This window comes from Roseibium sediminicola (assembly GCF_023156505.1).
Classification (GTDB): domain Bacteria; phylum Pseudomonadota; class Alphaproteobacteria; order Rhizobiales; family Stappiaceae; genus Roseibium; species Roseibium sediminicola.
On the sequence record NZ_JALNMJ010000004.1, the window covers coordinates 137,208 to 157,959 of the forward strand.

Sequence of the window (20,752 nt, forward strand, 5' to 3'; positions counted from 1 at the left end):
GGCTCAGTCCAGATGGAATTTTTCAAGATCCGTGTGCTGGGCCTTGATATAGCGCACCGTCCCGGTGGAGGAACGCATCACCACTGTGTGCGTGGTGATGTGATGACGGCCGAAGCGCACCCCTTGCAGGAAATTGCCATCGGTGACGCCGGTGGCTGCGAACAGCACATCCGGTCCTGCCATTTCCTCAAGCGTATACTTCTTCTTGATGTCCTCGATGCCCATGCGGTGCGCGCGCTCGACTTGCTCGTCGCGGGTGATCACCAGGCGCGACTGCATCTGGCCGCCGATGCAGCGCAACGCCGCCGCCGCCAGAACGCCTTCCGGCGCACCGCCGATACCGGCATAGATGTCGATGCCGGTTTCTTCCGGGTCGGTGGTATGGATGACACCGGCCACGTCGCCATCGCCGATCAGGCGAATCGCCGCGCCGGTCGCACGGATGTCCTCGATCAGGCGGGCGTGACGCGGACGGTCGAGCACGCAGGCCGTCACTTCATCGACCTTGACGCCCTTTTCCTTGGCAACGGCGGCGATGTTTTCCGCAATCGGTGCATCCAGATCGATCAGGCCGGCTGGATAGCCCGGACCGATCGCGATCTTGTCCATGTAGCTGTCCGGCGCATTCAAAAGGTCACCGGCCGGCGCCAGCGCGATCACGGCCAGGGAATTCGGCAGGTTTTTGGCACAAATCGTAGTGCCTTCGAGGGGGTCGAGGGCGATGTCCACTTTCGGGCCCTGCTTGGTGCCGACATTTTCGCCGATATAGAGCATCGGCGCTTCGTCGCGCTCCCCCTCGCCGATCACCACCGTGCCGTCGATCGGCAACCGGTTGAGTTCCCGGCGCATTGCGTCCACCGCCGCCTGATCGGCGGCCATTTCATCGCCATGACCGCGCAGGCGCGCCGCGGACACCGCCGCGCGCTCGCTGACGCGGGCCAGCTCCAGCGTCAGAATGCGGTCCAGGCCGCTCGACGGCTGATTTTCAGTATTGGACATCAACATCTCCAGTCTCTCCCCCCGCAAGACGCCTGGGCGGGCACTCACGCATCAATTCAGTTTTTCAATCCGGATCATCTGCGGCTGTTCGGCCACGACGCCCTTGGACATGATGGTCTCCAGCGCCTGCTTGATCGCGACCTCGGTGGTCTCATACGTGATCAAGATGACAGGCTGAGGCACATCCGCGTTGTATTTCACATGCACATCGCCTGTCGAATGGCGCTTCTGGACGATCGATTCAAGCGAAATGCCGGCTTCTCCCATGCAGCGGGCAATCTCGCCAAACGCACCCGGCCGATCGTTGACCGCAAGGCGGATATAATAGCCGCCTTCATGCATGCGCATGCGCGCCCGCTGATAGTCCTTAAGATCCTCCGCCGGCATGCCGAGAACCGGCGTCTCGTCTCCCCGAGCGATATCGGCGATGTCGGCAACGACGGAGGACGCCGTCGCGTTGCCACCGGCTCCCGGTCCGACCAGGATCACCTCGCCGACAAAATCGCCATCGACCGCGACGGCGTTCAACACGCCGTCGATGCGGGCAATCGCCGACGATTTCGGCACCATGGTCGGGTGGACGCGCTGTTCGATCCCGGTTTCGGTGCGCTGAGCCACGCCCAAAAGCTTGATACGGAACCCGAGTTCGTCGGCAGCCTGAATATCGGCGGTGGTGATCGATGTGATCCCCTCCAGATAAATGTCGTCGCTCGCAATCTTGGTGCCGAACGCCAGGCTGGTCAGGATGGCAAGCTTGTGCGCGGTGTCGTTGCCCTCGATATCAAAGGTCGGGTCGGCCTCGGCATATCCGAGACGCTGCGCGTCGGCGAGGCAGTCTTCGAAACTGATGCCGTCGGCCTCCATCCGTGTCAGGATGTAATTGCAGGTCCCGTTCAGGATGCCGTAGATGCGGCTGACATCGTTGCCGGCCATGGATTCGCGCAGGGTCTTGACGATCGGGATACCGCCGGCCACCGCGGCCTCGTAGTTCAGGCAGGCCTTGTTGGCCTCGGCGAGACCGGCGAGATCCACGCCATGCCTGGCCAGCAGCGCCTTGTTTGCGGTCACCACATGGATGCCGCGCTTGAGCGCGGCACGGACGCTGTCCTCGGCCGGACCGTTGTCGCCGCCGATCAGTTCGACAAAGATGTCGATATCGGCCTTCTCGGCCATCTCGACCGGATCGGTGAACCATTCGAAACCGGAGGCATCAAACCCTCTGTCACGGGACCGGTCGCGGGCGCTGACCGCGGTCACGGTGACGGCGCGGCCGGCCTTGCGGGCAATCTGACCGCCATGTTTCGACAGGAGCTGCACGACGGCCGCTCCAACGGTGCCAAGACCAGCAACGCCTATTTTCAATGCTTCAGCCATGCAGAAAAAAGTCCAGTTCTAATCAGCCAGAGGTTCCGAGCGGGATGACGTTGTGCAGCTTTTGCTCCGCTGTTTCAAGGAAGCGGCGGATATTTCTGGCCGCCTGGCGCAGCCTTTGCTCGTTTTCCACCAGACCGATGCGAACATATTCGTCGCCGTGCTCGCCGAAACCGATGCCCGGCGCGACCGCGACCTCGGCCCGTTCCAGAAGCAGCTTGGAATATTCCAGACTGCCGAGGGCACGGAACTTCTCCGGGATCGGCGCCCAGCAGAACATGCTGGCCTGGGGGGCCGGAATGTCCCACCCCGCCCGTCCGAAGCTGTCAACGACAACGTCGCGGCGCTTCTTGTAGATTTCCCGGGTTTCGCGAATGCAGTCTTCCGGTCCGTTGAGAGCGGCTGCCGCCGCCACCTGGATTGGCGTGAAGGCACCATAATCCAGATAGGATTTCACCCGGGCAAGAGCGCCGATCAGCCGCTCGTTGCCGACCGCAAAGCCCATGCGCCAACCGGGCATGGAGAAGGTCTTGGACAGGGACGTGAACTCGACCGTAACGTCCTTGGCCCCCGGAACCTGCAACACGGAGGGCGGCGGTGCGGCTTCGTCGAAATAGATCTCAGAATAGGCCAGGTCCGACAGGATGAAGATGTTGTGCTTGCGCGCGAACGCGACCACATCCTTGTAGAAATCCAGGTCCGCGCAATAGGCGGTCGGGTTCGCCGGGTAACACAGGATGATGGCGATCGGCTTCGGCACGGAGTGGATCACGGCCCGTTCCAGCGCATCGAAGAAAGCCGGCCCCGGCTCGGCCGGAATGTTGCGGATCGAGGCGCCGGCCATCAGAAAGCCGAACGTGTGGATCGGATAGCTCGGGTTCGGGCTCAGGATCACGTCCCCGGGCGCGGAAATCGCCTGCGCCATGTTGGCAAAGCCTTCCTTGGAGCCGAGGGTGGCAATCACTTCCGTATCCGGATCGAGCTTGACGCCGAAGCGGCGGCCGTAATAGGCGGCCTGGGCCTTGCGCAACCCTTGTATGCCCTTGGAGGCGGAATAGCGATGCGTGCGCGGGTCCTGCACCACTTCGGTCAGCTTGTCGACAATGTGCTGCGGTGTCGGCAGGTCCGGATTGCCCATGCCAAGATCAATGATGTCCGCACCCGCCGCTCGCGCCTTCGCTTTCAGGCGGTTGACCTGTTCGAAGACATATGGCGGTAGCCGCTTGATCTTGTGGAATTCCTCCATGGCGCGTTTCCTTGCGAGTTAACATCAACACCGGCGCCGGTCATCTGGCACAATGGCGGCGTAGCGGGGCTCTTTTAGCAGCAAGGAAAAAAATGTTCACCCGTCTTTGCGTGTCTAGCCGCCTAATTTTGTCTCCAATTTTGGAATGCTGTTCCGCAAACACGGAACGGCTGGCCGGCACACCTCCACCTCGGCGCGGATGTCAGACAAATATGCATCGGACTTTGGGTGGAAAGCTTCGAATCGCCGCCTGTTCAAGCGGCATTCTTGCGCTGAAGGGAAAACGCCGATTGGCCAGCGGATTTCTTGACGGTCCCGTTCGGCGCCAGGTCCAGGGTCACGATCTGGGCCTTGCCCTGCTTCGTTGCCTTGTCCAGGGCCTGCTCCGCGGTCACCATGGCCCTGGAAAGACCGGTCGACACGCGCGCGGAAACCGCGCCGACGCTGATGGTGACCACAAGTTTGCCGCCGGAGGCCTCATGGCAGCCGAGGGCGAACCGCCGGCACAGGCGCTGAGCGCTCAAATGGGTCAGTTCCTTGTCGGTTTCCGGCAGGAAGACCGCGAATTTCGTGCCTGAAAGGCGGCCGGAGACCGCGCCTTCGCTCAAGGTGTCCTTGAGAATACGGGCGAACAACTGCAGCAGCGCGTCGCCCATGGCCGGGCTGTATTTTTCGTTGACCGTTTTGAACTCCTCCATCTCGAAGAGAAGCAGGCTGTAGCTCGTATCGGCCTGGCTGTTTTCCTGAAGCCAATCCTCGGCGGCATCCAGAAAGGAACACCGGTTTGCGAGGCCTGTCAGGTCATCCTGGGACGCTTTCTCGCGAAAGCGCTGCAGCGACCTTTCGATGACCATTGAGGCCGGCAACACGATGGTCATGATCATGGAGAACAGCAGAGTGACCAGGAAAATGACCGTGAACCCTTCCGGAAAAGCAGCCAGGAATGACGGAAACAGCAAGATGTTCTGGTTCAAGGTGAACCAGACAAAACCGGCGCATTCAATCAGCGTCACGATGCCCAGCAGCTTGACGGAGTAGAGGCGCTCGCGGTTTTCCCAAAACGCCATGGCGACCACCCAAAGCCCGCTGACGATCAGTGTTCCCTGAACGAAATTCGTCCGCATCAGGAAGCTGCCCATGAATTCGGGAACCATGCACAGAACCAGCCAGGCGGTCGCCACGATGGAAAACAGCCAGACATGACCGCGCAGCCCCAGAAAAACGGCAAAGCCGCTGCGCCGCATCCCCGTTCCCAGAATGATCAGGAAATTCGCCGCGATGATGCTGAGCGCATCGGGAATGGTGCCCCGCAGGGCAATCAGCACGGTGCCCCAGGCCGCCAGGAACATGCCCAGCGACCACATCGCCAGGCTGCGCTTGCTGTCGGCGTTTTTCGACGGCCAGAACAGGTAAAACAGCAAAAGGATCACGCTGCCGGCAAATTCGGCAATCATGAGACAGGTAAAGAGTGTCGGCGTATCGAGCTGCATCAAAGGAAAAACCTTGGAAAAATCACCGACACCCTAGCCGCTCAGTCGTAAAAGAATGCTTAGTCTACATATTCGCATATTTGCAAATGGCCGGGATGTCCCCATTCCCGAACGCCGGCGGGCGTCACGCACGGGCCCTGCCCGAGGTGTTGCCTCTGCTATTCCGAAGCCAGGGACTTGAGATAGGCTTCTGTTGCCTGACGCTCCTGGGGATTGATCAACCCGGTGGAATTCACGGTGCCGATCGGCGGTCCGTAGCCCTTGGGCGGCGGCACGTTGCTGCTGCCCTGCCCCGGATTGGTCTTCATCGCGTCGATGAGCGGTGTCCCCGGTCCAACGGCACAGCCGGCAACGAGCAGCAAACAGGCGGCCCCGACCCCCCCGAACCGCACCACATCCATTCTGGTCACCCACGCCTCCTTTGCCGCCCAAACGGCTTCCATCCCATTGTCACAAATTTGCTCTAGCCAGTGAGCTTACCGTACGTTGAAATCCAATCGACGGAACCGGCACCTTGTGTCATAAATAGCTGATAGTTCAAAATATCAGCGAAAATATAACAAGATACGCGTTTGAACAGATAAGGGCTCTCAGGCCTTCCCAGGGCCGCAAGGAGCTGAAATGAACCGGAGGGAACACCTGCCTATGGCTGATGACCGCCAGCATCCCATGTTGCAGTACATAATCAACAATCCCGAAGCCTTTGCCCAGAATCTGGCCAAGACGATCGAACAGGCCGGCAAGGCGATGGCCGCCTATATCGAGCCGCGCGAACAGGGCAAGATCAAACACGATTCGACCGACGAGTTGACGGGTGTCGTCAAGACCCTGGCGCAGGTCGGCGAATATTGGGCCTCCGATCCCCAGCGCGCCATCGAAGCCCAATCGCGCTTGTGGAGCGGCTACATCGACCTCTGGAACTCCTCCCTGAAACGGATGATGGGCGAACCGTCGACACCGGCCGTTGAAACCCCTGCACGGGACAAGCGCTTTGCCGATCCGGACTGGGAAAACAACCAGTTTTTCGACTTCATAAAACAGCTCTACCTGATCACCAGCAAATGGGCCGAGGACATGGTCCACGATGCCCAGGGCCTCGACGAGCACACCCGCCACAAGGCGGAATTCTACGTCACCCAGATTGCCAATGCGGTTTCACCGTCCAACTTCGTGCTGACCAACCCGGAACTCCTGCGTCTGACCATGGAGAGCAATGGCGAGAATCTCGTCAAGGGCATGCAGCACCTGGTCGAGGACCTGAAGACCGGCAAGGGCGAGTTGAAAATCCGCCAGACGGATCCGTCGAAATTCAAGCTCGGCGAAAATCTCGGCAACACGCCGGGCAAGGTGATCGCCCAGAACGACGTCTGTCAGGTGATCCAGTATTCGCCGACGACGGAGGAAGTGCTGAAACGGCCGCTCCTGATCGTGCCGCCCTGGATCAACAAGTTCTATATTCTAGACCTCAACCCGGAAAAATCCTTCATCAAATGGGCCGTCGACCAGGGTCACACGGTGTTCGTGATCTCGTGGGTCAATCCGGACGAGCGCCAGGCCCAGAAGAGCTTCGAGCACTACATGAAGGAAGGCATCCTCGAGACGCTCGACATCATCAAGAAGGCAACGCGCCAGTCGGAGGTCAACGCCATCGGCTATTGCGTCGGCGGAACGCTGCTGGCGGTTACCCTCGCCTATATGGCCAAGATGGGCGACGAGCGCATCAAGACGGCGACTTTCTTCACCACCCAGGTGGATTTCACCTTTGCCGGCGACCTCAAGGTTTTCGTCGACGAGGAACAGATTTCGGCTCTGGAAAAGCGCATGGAAGAGCAAGGCTATCTGGACGGCTCTAAAATGTCGTCGGCCTTCAACATGCTGCGCTCCAACGACCTGATCTGGTCCTATGTGGTCAACAACTACCTGAAGGGCCAGGAGCCCTTCCCGTTCGACCTGCTCTACTGGAACTCCGACAGCACGCGCATGCCGGCGGCGAACCATTCCTTCTATCTGCGCAACTGTTATCTCGACAACAAGCTGTCCAAGGGCGAGATGGAGATCGCCGGCGAGCGGCTTGACCTGTCCAAGGTAACGATCCCGATCTTCAACCTGGCAACGCGCGAGGACCACATCGCCCCGCCGAAATCCGTCTTTCTCGGCTCCGGCTGCTTCGGCGGCCCGGTCAATTACGTTCTGGCCGGCTCCGGCCACATTGCTGGCGTGGTCAATCCGCCGGCCAAGAACAAGTATCAGTACTGGACCGGACCGGAACCCAGAGGTCTTCTGGAAAACTGGCTCAAGAACGCCGAGGAACATCCGGGCTCCTGGTGGCCCTACTGGGACGAATGGATCCGCTCCAACGACAACGCCAAGGCCAAGGCCCGCAAGCCGGGCGCCAACCGGATGAAGATCCTGGAAGACGCGCCGGGATCCTATGTGATGACGAAAGTTTAGGGTCGGGCCTGTCATTCACTGACAAGGCGCATCGGCCTCACCCGAAATGCGCGTCCAGCGGCGTCAGGGTCATGCCGAGCAGCTTGCCGAATTTGTTGGCGCTCATCGGCCGGCCAAAATGGAAGCCCTGCACCACTTCGCAGCGGCAGCTGGCAAGAAACGCCTGTTGTTTCGCGGTTTCCACGCCCTCGGCCACCACACAAAGGCCTAGCTCGCGGCCGAGTGACACGATCGCCCGGGCGATGCTGCGGTCGTTCTCGTCATAGTCGAGATCGCGGATGAAGCTGCGGTCGATCTTGAGCCGCGTCAGCGGAAAGCTCTTCAGCGCCACCAGGCTGGAATAGCCGATGCCGAAATCGTCGATGGCCAGCTTCAGGCCAATGCGGCGGAAATCGTCCATCAGCTCGACCGCCTGCTCGGCATTCTGGATCAGGAGGCTTTCGGTGAGCTCCAGTTCCAGATAGGTGGCGCGCATACCGCTTTCCTCGAGCGCGGCCGTCACATCGGCGACAAGGCCGACATCGCTGAACTGGCGCGCAGAGACATTCACCCCGATGGTGATAGGGGTCAGACCGGCATCCTGCCAGGCCTTGTTCTGGCGGCAGGCTTCCTTCATCACCCAGCGGCCAAGCGGCACGATCAGGCCGCTCTCCTCCGCCAACCCGATGAACTCGCCCGGCATCAACCTGCCGAGTGACGGATGCTGCCAGCGCACCAGCGCTTCCGCGCCGATGATCCGGCCACTGACCAGATTGTATTGCGGCTGGTATTCCAGGAAAAAATCGCCGTTTTCGATACCGGAACGCATTTCCTCCAGAAGGGTCAGCTTGTTGACCGAGCGTTCCGGCCGGGTCTGCTCGTAGATCTGATAGCCGTTCCGGCCCGAGGACTTGGCCTCGAACATGGCCTTGTCTGCGTTCCTGAGCAATTGCGCGGCATTCTCGGCATCTTCCGGGAAGCAGGCGGCGCCGATGCTGCAGGTGACATGGAAGGAGAGATCGCCGATCTGGATTGTCTTGGTGATTTCGTCCTTGAGCCGGGCCATGAAGTCCCGCAAAGCGGGCTTCTGGGCGGTTTCGCCTTCAACTATAAGCACAAATTCATCGCCGCCAAACCGGATCGCCTGATGGGCGCCATCATGCACGGTCATGATCCGTTCGGCGGCGATCATCAGCACCTGATCGCCAATGGCGTGACCGAAACTGTCATTGACGAATTTGAAATTGTCGAGATCGACAAAAACCACAGCCACGTGATTGCCGCTTGTCCGGCTTTCGGCGACCTTCTCTTCAAGCTTGGATTTGAATTCCTGGCGGTTGGGCAGACCTGTCAGAACATCGTGGTTGGCCAGATAGCGGATCTTGCGCTCGTCCTGGTCGCGTTCGACGGCGACTGCCGCCAGCCGCGCGGCCTCCAGCGCCAGTTTCAGTTCATAGTCGGTCGGGCTGCGCACCGTGCGCGAGTAAAGGCCAAAGGTGCCAAGCACCTTTTTGTCGCGGCCGAAGAACGGCACGGACCAGCAGGAGCGAAGCCCGAAAGGTTCGACGGCCTCACGCACGTCCTCCCAAAGCGGGTCCACGAGAATATCATCCACGACGACGCTTTCTCGGCGATAGACAGCTGTGCCGCAGGACCCCATCTTCGGGCTGACCTCGATGCCATCAGTGAGAGCAACGTAGTCTACCGGCAGGTTCGGGGCCACGCCCGACTTTAGATGCATTCCGCTGTCGTCAACCAGCATCACAGAGCCGAAGATGCCGTCGCACTGTTGTTCGATCATGAGCACAAGTGTTTCGAGGACCTGAGGGAGCGGCTTGCCGGTCGCGATCTGCTGCAAAACCTTGTTCTGGCCCTGCTGAAGCTGATTGGCGCGCTTGCGTTCCGTTATGTCGCGTGACATGCCGACAAGGCCGACCACCACGCCCTCGCTGTTGCTGACCGGAAACTTGGAAGAGGCAAACCATTTGCGCTTGCCGTTTGACAGGATGGACGGTTCTTCGAAATCGATCCTCGGAATGTTCGAGGACATAATTTCCTGTTCGATTGCCATGAACTTTTCCGCCGTCTCACGCGGATGCAATTCCAGATCCGTCTTGCCGATCAGCTGCGAAGCGTCGTCCAGGCCGACATCGAGGGCCACCTGCCTGTTTGCCATCACAAACCGCGATTTGCGGTCCTTGACGTAAAAGTAATCGGAGACCTCGTTGAGGAGCTTGTGCAGCCAATCTCCACTAAGACTGAGGTGCACGCTATCGCTGAGCTTTTCGAGAAGGTTCAGCCGGTCCAGTTCCGCTGCCAGGAACGCGAATTCGTTGTGTCCGTTGGCCCCGCCAAATTCCCGACTTTTCTTTAAAACCATTCTTCAGCCCAGTTTGCTTCCACCTCGATCAGGCAGATTGAGATTTTCGCTGATTTCAAGCTAAGAAACAATGAACTCAACAGCTAGTGAACCAAAATACACATTAAGAATTTGGAATTCAAAACACGGAAACTCTGCCAAGAGACGTTAAACTTCGAAATTCTCCAAAAAATTGTTATTTTAGGAAGTATTGACTTCCACTTTCAGCTATTTTTGATTGTAATTTTTGACAGATCACAAATTGAATGTGTAAAGAAACCTATTTGCCAAACAACCGCCTCGCCCTGTATGATCATCCTCTGCCCGACAGCCTGGCTCCGATAGATGCAAAACACGTTACCCCACCCAGCCCTCAAGGCCTCAAGCGGAAACTACGCTGCTGCAGGCATGCAGATGCCGAATCTGCTGAAAACCGCGAGGACCGGCAAACCGGCTTCCGCGGTGGCGGTGCTGTTCAAGATTCTGGCTCCGGCTCTGCTGACCGCCTGTCTTTGGTCCAAGATCTGGCTTGGCGCCGCGGGGGCGTCGGTTTTGGGCCTTGGCGCTCTGGTGTTTTTGGTTTTCGTTCCGAAATTCTTTGAGCGGCCCTTTTCCAGGCTCGAATGGGCCCGATCCGTGGGCTTTGGCGAAAAAATCTGGTTGAACCGGATTTTCGTTCCGGTGCCCCAGAACCTGAGCTTTCGCCTGACCACGCTATACCTTGTGTTCTGGGCCGGCGTTCTTGTTGCTCTTTGGGGCGCCTTCGCAACCTTGCCATTGCTCTCCGCGACTGGCCTTGCCGTCGCCTACAGCGCGCAATTTACCTGTTTCGGAAAACTAATCCACCTCTACAAGGTGATGCGCGACCGGTATCCGCTCTACCGCTTCTGGGCAGCCGCACCGGTGAACGACAACAATGCGCGTGCCGCGAACCGCCGCGTGCCCACACGCCAATCCGCCTGAGCCATCCGCATCAGGCGGGGCGCGCGCGGACGTTCAATCCGGCGAACTGAATTCAAGACTGACAATTGCCGAGAGCGACAAGGCCAGGAGGGCAATGCGATGGCCGGTGGATATACTGGCCACGTCCATTGCCGGGCGTTGCAGGTCGAGCACCCAGTCGCGCCCCTGAACGAAGCGTTTCATTCCGGACAGAAAGCCGCCCCCAGATGAACGGTGTTGTTTTGCGAGCCCACCGACGGGATCCTGGTTCAAGGTCAGAACCAGGCCCTCGGTTTCTCCGTCCAGCATCGTTCTCACGACCTGCTTGGCGAAACTCTTGGGATCGGCCAGCTCAAGAACCGGCCCGGAGCCCGGAAACGACAGGTGCCAGCTTTGCGTCAGAACGCCCTTTCCGGCAATCTCGGCCACGGTGTCGCCCTGCACCGTCTGAAGCGCCCACCGGCCACCGCCGACCTTCTCAAGGCAGGACAGAACCAGACCGTTCACCACCGGTGAGCGGACCCAGGTGGTACCGCGCATGTGCGGCTTGTCGAGATCGAAGCTCAGTTCGGGCTCGCCCGCTGCCGAACCGGCAAAGACCTGGTATTGCCGGCTGACACCGTCCGGCAGCGGCAGGCTGCCTGGCGTTTTCACAAAGCGCAGCCTGGTTCCCTTCCCCATCGGCCCTGATCCCTCAAACGGCTTGGCGGCGTTTTTCCGCCAGCAGCCCGATATAGGTCAGCGCGACACTTGCCCCGGCAATCGAGGTGATGTCGGCGTGGTCATAGGCGGGCGCGACCTCGACGACATCGCCACCGACGAAATCGATCGTTCCAAGTCCGCGCAGCACCGACAGCGCTTCCCGGGAGGACAGCCCGCCGGAGACCGGCGTGCCTGTTCCAGGTGCAAAGGCCGGATCGAGACAGTCAATGTCGAAGGTCATGTAGGCTGGCCCCGCCCCCACGCGGGCCTTGATCCGTTCGATCACTCCGTCAATGCCAAGCACATCCATTTCGTGTCCGAAGATGATTTCCAGACCGCAGGTTTCCGGCGCGTGGGTCCGGATGCCGATCTGGATCGACCGCTGCGGATCGATCAGCCCCTCGCGCACCGCCCGCCCGGTAAAGGTGCCGTGGTCGATCCGGTCGCCTTCGTCCGACCAGGTGTCCTGGTGCGCGTCGAACTGCACCAGGGCGAGCGGACCATGCTTGGCCACATGCGCCTTCAACAGCGGATAGGTGACGAAGTGATCGCCACCGATAGAAAAGAGATGCGTGTCGGTAGCCAGGATGCCCGCCGCCTGGGTCTGGATATGTCCGGGGATATCCGGATTGCGGCCGTAATCGAACACGCAGTCGCCATAATCGACGCAGGCCAGGGTTTCGAACGGATCGAATTGGAAGGGATATTGCGGGTCGCCGTCGAAAATGGCCGAAGCCCGGCGCACACCTTGAGGCCCGAACCGGGCGCCAGGCCGGTTGGAGACCGACGCATCGAAGGGGATGCCCCAGACGGCCAGATCGACACCGGTCAGGTCGCGGCTGTAGCGGCGGCGCATGAAGGACAGAGCGCCGGCATAGGTCGGCTCATGCGACCCGCCCTTGATCTCCTGTCCCAAAAACGCGTTGTCGGTCTGGCGCGGTAATTCGGAAGACATAGTCTGGACCCTTGGTTTTGATGTCTGGGGGAAAATCGATGGCGTTCCAACCGCTACCTTGTTCACAAATTCCTGTTCTGGCAATTGGGGATGCGTGCACGCTCGCAGTCTTCCAGAACAAAACCTGCCCTGGCCCGAAAACACGAGCAGGGCCTTGAACCCAGAGCTGTCGACAGGTCATATCTGTTAAAGAGAACAGGCTCCGAACCGGAGCCCTGACCGTGATGATCAAGCCGACAGGAGCGTTTCCATGCATGACCATGCATCTCACGATCACGGGTCCGGATCCGACCATGGTCATGATCACAACCACGATCACACACCGGAAGTGACGGACAGAAACGCCCGCGCGGTTGCCTGGGCCGGGCTCCTGATCGCAAGTTTCATGTTTGCGGAACTGATCGGCGGCTGGCTGGCCGGATCGCTCGCCCTCATGGCGGACGCGGTGCACATGGTCACCGATGCCGCGTCGCTCGGGCTGGCATGGTGGGCCTTTCAGCAGGCGAAGAAACCGGCGGATGCCCGCCTGACCTATGGCCGCGACCGGTTGCCTGTTCTGATCGCCTTTGCCAACGCGATCTTTCTGCTTGTGGTCACGGCCTGGATCTGCGTTGAAGCGGTCGGGCGCTTTGTCGAACCGGAAACCGTCCTGGCCGGACCGATGTTTATCATCGCCGTGCTTGGTCTTCTGGTGAATATCGGTGCTTTTTTCATCCTGCAGCGCGGCGGGGACGGGTCGCTCAACATCCGCTCCGCCATCCTGCATGTGCTCGGCGACCTGCTCGGCTCAGTCGGCGCGATCGCGGCCGCGATCGTCATCTATTTCACCGGCTGGTATCCGATCGACCCGATCCTGTCGGTGTTCGTGGCGCTACTGATTGTCCGCTCCGCCGTGTCCGTTATGCGGCAATCCGCGCACATCCTCCTGGAAGGCGCACCCTCGGACATAGACCGGGACAAGCTCAAGACTGACCTTCTTTCCGAGGTCCCCGGCCTGTCGGATGTCTATCATATCCATCTCTGGTCGCTCGCCGAAGGCAAGGTCAACGCCACCATGCACGCCGTCATTTCCCCTGAGGGCCAATCCGAAGCCGTTCTGGACGAGATGCGGCGGCGCCTGGAAAGTCATCACGGCATCGCCCATGTGACCATTGAAACAAAGACGGGCTCCTGATCGGGTGGAGACCACAACCACGCAACTCTATCTATAAGGGAAACTGATACCGCATCTCCTGTTGATTGAGATTCCATTCGATTTACGCTACGTTAGGAACAAATATCAACGGAGGGCTGACCATGCCTGAAGTGCAGGAAACCGCGCCGCAAAACGCTGCGCCCTCGACCAACACCCAGCAAAATTCCAAACCGGCCGCGCAGCGCGGTGGTGTGACCATGCTCACCATCTATGCTTGCGCGGCCATCGGCGGAACCATCGCCGCGATCGCCGATCTGGTGCAAAAGGAAAAAGCCTCGGCGGTCCTGAAGATGACCACCATCTCCGCCCGCCATCTCGACCTGGCGGTTCCGCCTCTCTACATCTTCCTGGTCGTTGTGTTTCTGGGCGTACTGTTGTGCTTCGTCTTTCAACCCAGCAACCGCCGCGCCGGTTTCGCAGTCGGTGCCGGGGTGATTGCCTCCATCATGACGGTGACACCCTATCAGCCGCTGCAAACAGGACAGCCCTCGGAAGCGGGCGAAACCACGTGGCATTTCCCCGCCGGCAGCAACCTGCAACTTGCGAGTTCCGACATCGCTGTGCTCCGCCTGGCCGGCACGCAGACCGACATGGCCGTCATTCCCGTCACCAACGATCTCGCCATCCCGGTCGAAGTCAAGGTGTCCTTCTACGACCGCAACAACCGCCGCGCCTATGAGCAGGTTCAGGCGATTTCTGCCGGCGCGACCCGGACCTTCGAATTTGCGGCGCAATCCCGGAACGGGCAAGTCAATGGCGAGCTCTTCCTGGAGGTTGCGGGGGAACGGTCCGGTTTTGTCAGCGTGTCCGGTCCGGCGCCTTATCACAGCAACACACTGTCGCTGACACGGTCGGTTCCCGCTTTTGCCAAGGCGCAGATCAACCAGGACGCCCTCAATACCTTTTCGCAAACGACCGGTCCCACGCCGCGGCCTGCCAAGGAAGCGGAGGTCCGGGCGATTTACAACAAGCCCACCGGCATCATCGATCAGCTGCAGCGGCAGCTGTTGTCACCGCGCAAGTGGTAGCAGCCAAGCGCAAGACAACTGTTGTCCGGGGCCTATTTTCAACCGCTAATGCCGGCGTGCGCGCCGAACCGGGTGCTTGATCATTGTTCGGGTCGAACGGCTGGATTATGACTCAGAGAGTTCCCAGCATCGGCTCTAACGAACAAGGAAGAATGCCGTGACAGATCAGGTCCCTACCCTCCTGCGCGGCAGATTGCTGAGTTTCCATTCGGCGCCCGCCGGACCGCAGGACACGGCTGCATACTCCTATCTGGAAGACGGCGCGCTACTGCTGATCGACGGCAAGATTGCGGCGCAAGGTGCCTATGATGCGGTTCGCGTACAAGCCCCGGAAAACGTCCGCACTGTCGACCACCGGCCGAACCTGATCCTGCCCGGTTTCATCGACACCCACATTCACTTTCCGCAGGCCCAGGTGATCGCCTCCTGGGCCGATCAGCTGCTCGACTGGCTCAATGACTACACGTTTCCCGCCGAAATGCGCTTCGCCGACAAGGCCCACAGCGCCCGGATCGCAACGGAGTTCTACGATGCCCTGGTTGCGCAGGGGACCACCACCGCTGTTGCCTATTGTTCCAGCCACCCGGCCTCGGTCGATGCCTATTTCGAGGAAGCCGAACGGCGCGGCATGCTGATGCTCGGCGGCAAGACCATGATGGACCGCAACGCGCCGGCGGAGCTTTGTGACACCCCGCAAAGCGCCTATGACGACAGCAAGGCCCTGCTGGCGAAATGGCATGGCCGGGGCCGGGCGCATTACGTGATCACGCCCCGCTTTGCGATCACCTCGACACCGCAGCAGCTCGAGGCCGCCGGCACGCTTCTCAAGGAGCACCCGGGCTGCCACCTGCAAACCCATATCAACGAGAACCACAACGAGATTGCCCTCACCCGTGAGCTTTATCCGGATGCCGCCCATTATCTGGGGGTCTATGAAAGCTTCGGTTTGCTGGGTCCAAAGACCCTGCTCGGCCATTGCATCCACATGACCGGTCCTGAAATGCGGATCATGCGCGAGACCGGTTCCGTCGCGGTGTTCTGCCCGACCTCGAACCTCTTTCTCGGAAGCGGGCTATTCGACAAGGCCGGACTGGAAGGCGCCGGGATTCGCACGGCGATTGCCACCGATGTCGGCGGTGGCACCAGCTATTCCATGCTGCGGACCCTGGACGAGGGCTACAAGATCCTGCAGCTGCAACGCCAGCGCATGCATCCTCTGACCGGCTTCTATTGGGCGACGCGCGGCAACGCGGACGCCCTGTCGCTGACGGACAGGATCGGTACGCTCGACGCAGGCTCTGACGCGGATCTCGTGGTCCTTGATGCCCGCGCGACGCCTCCGATGGCGCTGCGCATGGAGACCGTCGAAACGCTCTCGGAGGAACTCTTCGTGCTGCAGACACTCGGCGACGACCGGGCGGTTGTGCAAACCTACGCCGCGGGGCAGGCCCTGAAAGTCTGAAGGCCAGGATGGCAACGCTCCCGGCCGTTTCTCCAAAAACGCTCAGCACAACGGGCTGCCCTCAGGCGCCGGTATCCTGAAGGAACAGGTTCAACCCCGTTGTCCTGGAAGCCTCTGGATCGGTCTTATGGGCATGCACCTGGATCATCTTGCCCTCTCTGACACCATCGACGTCGCCGGTGCGCATGAAATCGCCGGAATAGACCCGACCATCAACCGGTGACCGGTAGTCGTAGCTCACCTTGACGCGTTTCTTGATAGCGCTTTCCTTGAAACCGTGCTGCTTCGCGACGATCGGTGCCAGGTCGCAGTCCATATAGGCCAGCTCGTCGGTGTCCTTGGTGACGATCTTTTCCTTGCCGGCCTTAATGAAACACTCGGTTTTCACCGACATGATCTTGGCATCGACCAGCGTGTAATTCGTATTCAGATCATAGGCCTGTGCCATCATGAGACCGGCACCGCCTACGCCGATCACGACAATGGCAAGTGCAATTAACTTCAGTCTTCCAAACATGTTTAGCCTCCAGAAACCCCACTTGCGGTTGTGGTTCTAGTGGCAAGGCGTATAGGGTGCGTAAAGAAACAGCGTTAACAACCACAGGTTTTACGACCCTGTGAAAAACGTCGAGGTCGTTCCCGGTGCAATGGAGCGGGACTGCCAGGCGGCGGTCCCGCCTGAAGGTGTTAACCGGAGTGCTCCGGCCGATGCGGCCGTAGCACCAGGGACGTCAAAGCGCCAAGCGCAAACAGAGCAAACACAAGCGCCGCGCCAAGGAAGACAGAAGCAAATCCAAGCGCCTGGATAAACGGCGTCAGCGTCAGCGGCGAGACCACCTGCCCCAAAAACATGGCTGTCGTGATCATTCCGGAGACACTGCCGCGTCGATGCTCAGGAGCCACTTGCAGTGCCAGGGTCAGAAAAGCCGGTTGCACCAGAGCATAACCGGCCCCGACCAGCGCGGCCCCACCCAGAATAAAAATCCAGAGCGCTCCAATCGCCAGGACCGCCAGTCCGGCGCCCATCAGCAAGAACCCAAGTCCGAACGTGGCGGAAAGTCCCAATGACCCGCTGATCCGTTTGAAGACCATGGCGACACAACCGCCGGTCAGAGTAAGTGCGCCAAGGCCGAACGCCGTGCCGGAAGCCCCATCGAAACCGTTTGCTTCCAGATAGAACGGGAGCTGGCTGGGCATCAGGAAAAACATCATGACGGTCACCATGGTCGGCACGGCGACCAGGAACGCCGGCAGAAGCCAGGCCGCCGGTGAAGCGTCGGCGGGTCCAAGATCGTTTCGAGCGCCGGCGGCCTCCTGCTGCCGCGGACCATGCAGAAACGGCAACAGCAGCGGCACCAGCAACACGGGCAGCGCATAGACCAGAAACGGCAGGCGCGGCGAAAGACCGGCGAGCCAGCCCGCAAGGCCGATATAGAGAAAGCCGCTGAAATTGATGGCTGCCGTCTGCAGCCCCATGAAAGCATTGCGGCGCGCGCCGGCAAACAGGTCACCAACCAGGGCAACCTGGGCCGTCATGGTCAGGGCGACAGCAACACCGAGCAGAAGCCGGCTTGCCAGAATGGCCTGCAGGTCGGGCAAATACGCCCCGGCGCTGCCGCTAATAGCAAACAGCAGCACGCCCGCCAGCAGCAGTGGCACACGGCCGAACCGGTCGGCGGCCATGCCCGCGAAGGGGGCGACCAGAACCACGGACAGCGACGGTGCGGCCACCAGAAAGCGGGTCAGGTAGGCCGCGTTCGGGTCCTCGGGGAAACTTGCCGCCAGTCCCGGCAATGCCGGACTGATGGTGGCATTGGCCATGATCTTGAGGGTTGCGGTCATCAGCAGCGCGATGGCTGCCGATTCCAGCCAGAGCGGACGCTCTGAAGGGATTGCGTGGGATGTCATCTTATTTTTCCTTGCGTTTCCGACACGTTGAGGCCAGCCTACAAATTCAAGTCGACTTGAGGTCAAGAGATGAAATTGCTGGATATTTCAGAAGTGTCGAAACAGACCGGCGTCGCTGCTTCGGCCATCCGCCATTACGAGGAAAAAGGCCTGATCTCCTCGCTCGGCCGGCGCGGCCTGAAACGGCTGTTCGCGCCGGAAGTCCTGGACCAGCTGGCCCTGATCACGCTCGGCAAGGCCGGCGGGTTTTCGCTGGAGGAGATCAAATCCATGTTCGGCCCGGACGGCCGCCCGGCCCTCTCGCGGGACAAGCTTCACCAAAGGGTGAGCGAACTGGACCGCCAGATCGAGCGCCTCGCCTCCCTGCGCGACATGATCCGCCACGTCGCCGACTGCCCGGCGCCCAGCCACATGGAATGTGAGAAATTTCAGCAGCTGATCCGCATCAGCGGAAAAATGAGAGAAAACACGCCCTCTTCTCGTAGCAAATCCTCGTTCAAGAATTGAACTACTGTAGAAACTACCTAGGTTTGAATCGGTCGAATTGGCGACTGTTCAACCTTGAACCATCAGGCTCAAAAAAACTGGCATTTTGCGGGAGACGGAATGGCGTTTTGGAATTGGCTCTTTGGCCGCAAAAAGCCGCCGACCGTTTTTCTCGGCGATGTCCAGATGCATCTCGACTGGAACGTCGTCAGTTCCTTTTGTCATTATTTCGGCGCCCCCGTTCAAGTAGAACCTGATCCAGACCAGCTGCGGAGCTATTTTGCGCGGACACTCGGTTTGCCACTGTTTGCGCCCGATGCGGACCTGAAGCCCGGGGACCAGCTCCTGCATCTGGCAATCACCGACTTGCGCTACGGATTTCTTGCATCACTCAACACGAACGACACCTGGATACCGCTGCTCATCCGCCCTTCCGTCACGCTTTACGGCTATCTTCTGGACATCGACAGCGGTCAGGTTCTGGCGGAAAAGCGGGTCACGCAAAAGCCCAGCTGGTTGCGCTCGGCCGATCCGGTCCTGTTCGCCTGGACCTATTTCACCGGCGATTTCGGCCCGGCACCATCGCGGCCGATGACGGATATTGCGGCCGTCAAGGCATTGCGCCAGCTGCAAAAACTTGCCGCGCACACAGCCAGGACCGGTCACCTTCTGGAAAAGAACAGGACCACCTGACGGGCCTGGCGCTGGAACAGGCCCGGTCCTTTGGAGACCTCGTGATGCTGCTCGACATCGCGGATCACGAACCGGACCAACAGGATCGCGCCAAGACCGAAGACGATCCCGCCGGCCGCCTGGCCGATCAGGACGCCCGGTGCGCCGTAAAGCACGCCACCCGCCCAGACAAACGGGATCGTGCCGAGCGTGTGCCGGCCCCAGTTCATCCAGGTGGAATAGAACGGCCGGCCCAGATTGTTGAAAAAGGCATTGGCGACAAACAGCGCGCCATTGAAGAAGAAGGCCAGCGCAAGCGGGCCGCAGAACAGATAGATCAGCGTCAGCGCCAGACCATCCGCGTCGAACAGCCGGGCGATCGGGGTTCTCAGGACAAACAGGACGAGGGCAGCCAGGCCGACGACCAGCGCGGTGAACAGCAGCGCCTCGCGCAACGTGCCGCGCACCCGGTCATAATGACCGGCGCCGTAATTCTGGCCGACGATTGGTCCGACGGCACCGGACAGGGCGAAGATCGTCGCAAAGGCCAGCGGTGTCATGCGGGCGACCACCGCCATGCCGGCAACCGCCTCCTCGCCGAACTCAGCCATCGACCGGGTCACCCAGGCCTGACCGACAGGCGTTGCCAGCTGGGTCAGGATCGCGGGGCAGGCAATCGCCGTGATCGGCGGCAATTCCTTCAGGAGGGAAAGGGGCCGCGGCAGACTGAGCCCGCCATGATACCGGAAGATCGGCGCCAGCGAGAAAAAGGCGATCGCAACGCGCGAGGCCGCGCTGGCAAGCGCCGCGCCGGTCAGTTCCATATCCAGTCCGAAGATCAGGATCGGGTCCAGCACCGCATTGACGATGCCGCCTGCGATTGTCGCCATCATGGCCCGTTTGGCATCGCCATGGGCTCTCAGGATCGCGCCTCCCGCCATGCCAAGCAGCAGCAGTGGCAGGGTCGGCACGATGATCTGCAGATATTCGACAGCCAGATCGTGTGTGTCCGCGCGCGCGCCGATCAGGCTGACCAGCTGGTTCAGCGAGAGCCAGACGGCAAGCGCAAACACGCCGCTGAAGATCACCCCGGCCGCGAGCGCGTTGGAGGCCTGCTGCCGTGCCCCTTCCCGGTCGCTGGCGCCAAGCGCCCGCGCGACGAGCGCACCCGCGGCAATGGCCACACCGATGTTGAAGGACGTGGTGAAAAACAGGATCGCGCCGGCATAGCCGACCGCGGCCGCCAGTTCCGCCTTGCCGAGCATGGAGATGAAGATCATGTCGACGAAATCGACGGCAAAGATCGCCATCAGACCGACGGAAGAGGTCAGCGACATGACCGTGACATGCCGGAACAAGCTGCCCGTGACGAATTTGGCCTGAGCCATGAAACCACCCGACATTTGGGGTCAAAACTGAGCCGTGCGCCCAGTTGGAATGGAAGGCGCATCGACTTGCCACAACTTCTTGTGGCCCACGTGAGCCTGTTTCTAAGTCGATTCATGGG

General features: G+C 60.3%; 18 protein-coding genes. 7 read left to right on the top strand and 11 right to left on the bottom strand.

From position 1 onward, the window contains the following. Positions 1-3: 3 nt before the first annotated feature. The 5 genes from glpX to M0H32_RS07880 all read right to left on the bottom strand — a co-directional run bounded on the left by glpX (position 4) and on the right by M0H32_RS07880 (position 5,516). The gene (glpX, locus tag M0H32_RS07860; RefSeq protein ID WP_248153015.1) at positions 4-999 is read right to left on the bottom strand and encodes a class II fructose-bisphosphatase; all 996 of its coding nucleotides are present in this window, start codon (positions 997-999) and stop codon (positions 4-6) included. A 51-nt stretch (positions 1,000-1,050) separates the two neighbouring features. Then, positions 1,051-2,373: a homoserine dehydrogenase gene (locus tag M0H32_RS07865; RefSeq protein ID WP_248153022.1), complete on the bottom strand. Its 1,323-nt coding sequence runs from the start codon at positions 2,371-2,373 to the stop codon at positions 1,051-1,053. A 22-nt stretch (positions 2,374-2,395) separates the two neighbouring features. Next, positions 2,396-3,616 carry an LL-diaminopimelate aminotransferase gene (locus M0H32_RS07870; RefSeq protein WP_248153026.1) on the bottom strand — a complete coding sequence of 407 codons (1,221 nt, stop codon included), beginning with the start codon at positions 3,614-3,616 and terminating at the stop codon, positions 2,396-2,398. Positions 3,617-3,870: 254 nt separating this feature from the next. Continuing rightward, positions 3,871-5,106: a GGDEF domain-containing protein gene (locus M0H32_RS07875; RefSeq protein ID WP_248153027.1), complete on the bottom strand. Its 1,236-nt coding sequence runs from the start codon at positions 5,104-5,106 to the stop codon at positions 3,871-3,873. A gap of 158 nt (positions 5,107-5,264) precedes the next feature. Next, a complete protein-coding gene (locus tag M0H32_RS07880; protein ID WP_248153028.1) occupies positions 5,265-5,516 on the bottom strand; it encodes a hypothetical protein in 252 nt (83 codons plus the stop codon). 235 nt (positions 5,517-5,751) lie between these two features. On the opposite strand from M0H32_RS07880, the gene M0H32_RS07885 reads away from it, so the two are divergent. Continuing rightward, positions 5,752-7,557 (top strand): PHA/PHB synthase family protein, encoded by a 1,806-nt coding sequence (locus tag M0H32_RS07885; RefSeq protein WP_248153029.1) that lies wholly within the window; start codon positions 5,752-5,754, stop codon positions 7,555-7,557. A 37-nt stretch (positions 7,558-7,594) separates the two neighbouring features. Here the strand turns inward: M0H32_RS07885 and M0H32_RS07890 are convergent, their stop codons facing one another. After that, positions 7,595-9,916 (bottom strand): sensor domain-containing protein, encoded by a 2,322-nt coding sequence (locus tag M0H32_RS07890; protein ID WP_248153030.1) that lies wholly within the window; start codon positions 9,914-9,916, stop codon positions 7,595-7,597. A 393-nt stretch (positions 9,917-10,309) separates the two neighbouring features. Here M0H32_RS07890 and M0H32_RS07895 point away from each other — a divergent pair, with 393 nt between their 5' ends. Further along, the gene (locus M0H32_RS07895; RefSeq protein ID WP_248153031.1) at positions 10,310-10,858 is read left to right on the top strand and encodes a DUF6653 family protein; all 549 of its coding nucleotides are present in this window, start codon (positions 10,310-10,312) and stop codon (positions 10,856-10,858) included. Between the two features lie 33 nt (positions 10,859-10,891). Here M0H32_RS07895 and M0H32_RS07900 read toward each other — a convergent pair whose 3' ends face one another. Continuing rightward, entirely contained in the window at positions 10,892-11,518 is a 627-nt protein-coding gene (locus M0H32_RS07900) for a hypothetical protein (protein ID WP_248153032.1), read from the bottom strand. 13 nt (positions 11,519-11,531) lie between these two features. After that, the gene (gene speB, locus M0H32_RS07905; RefSeq protein WP_248153033.1) at positions 11,532-12,494 is read right to left on the bottom strand and encodes an agmatinase; all 963 of its coding nucleotides are present in this window, start codon (positions 12,492-12,494) and stop codon (positions 11,532-11,534) included. A gap of 250 nt (positions 12,495-12,744) precedes the next feature. On the opposite strand from speB, the gene M0H32_RS07910 reads away from it, so the two are divergent. From M0H32_RS07910 to guaD, 3 genes are all read left to right on the top strand, one after another. Beyond that, positions 12,745-13,668: a cation diffusion facilitator family transporter gene (locus tag M0H32_RS07910; RefSeq protein WP_248153034.1), complete on the top strand. Its 924-nt coding sequence runs from the start codon at positions 12,745-12,747 to the stop codon at positions 13,666-13,668. 122 nt (positions 13,669-13,790) lie between these two features. Continuing rightward, positions 13,791-14,717, top strand: coding sequence for a hypothetical protein (locus M0H32_RS07915; RefSeq protein WP_248153035.1), 927 nt, complete (start codon positions 13,791-13,793; stop codon positions 14,715-14,717). Positions 14,718-14,874: 157 nt separating this feature from the next. After that, complete coding sequence (guaD, locus tag M0H32_RS07920) at positions 14,875-16,179, top strand: guanine deaminase (RefSeq protein ID WP_248153036.1); 1,305 nt, start codon at positions 14,875-14,877, stop codon at positions 16,177-16,179. Between the two features lie 61 nt (positions 16,180-16,240). On the opposite strand, the gene M0H32_RS07925 is transcribed toward guaD, so the two are convergent. Together M0H32_RS07925 and M0H32_RS07930 are read right to left on the bottom strand one after the other, a co-directional pair. Next, a complete protein-coding gene (locus M0H32_RS07925; RefSeq protein WP_248153037.1) occupies positions 16,241-16,696 on the bottom strand; it encodes a hypothetical protein in 456 nt (151 codons plus the stop codon). Between the two features lie 170 nt (positions 16,697-16,866). Then, positions 16,867-18,087: an MFS transporter gene (locus tag M0H32_RS07930; protein WP_248153038.1), complete on the bottom strand. Its 1,221-nt coding sequence runs from the start codon at positions 18,085-18,087 to the stop codon at positions 16,867-16,869. A gap of 69 nt (positions 18,088-18,156) precedes the next feature. Here M0H32_RS07930 and M0H32_RS07935 point away from each other — a divergent pair, with 69 nt between their 5' ends. Both M0H32_RS07935 and M0H32_RS07940 read left to right on the top strand, forming a co-directional pair. Continuing rightward, positions 18,157-18,594: a helix-turn-helix domain-containing protein gene (locus M0H32_RS07935; RefSeq protein WP_248153039.1), complete on the top strand. Its 438-nt coding sequence runs from the start codon at positions 18,157-18,159 to the stop codon at positions 18,592-18,594. A 99-nt stretch (positions 18,595-18,693) separates the two neighbouring features. After that, positions 18,694-19,266, top strand: a complete 573-nt coding sequence (locus M0H32_RS07940) for a hypothetical protein (RefSeq protein ID WP_248153040.1) — start codon at positions 18,694-18,696, stop codon at positions 19,264-19,266. Here M0H32_RS07940 and M0H32_RS07945 read toward each other — a convergent pair. Further along, entirely contained in the window at positions 19,236-20,633 is a 1,398-nt protein-coding gene (locus M0H32_RS07945; protein WP_248153041.1) for an MATE family efflux transporter, read from the bottom strand. The genes M0H32_RS07940 and M0H32_RS07945 overlap by 31 nt on opposite strands. Between the last annotated feature and the right edge of the window lie 119 nt (positions 20,634-20,752).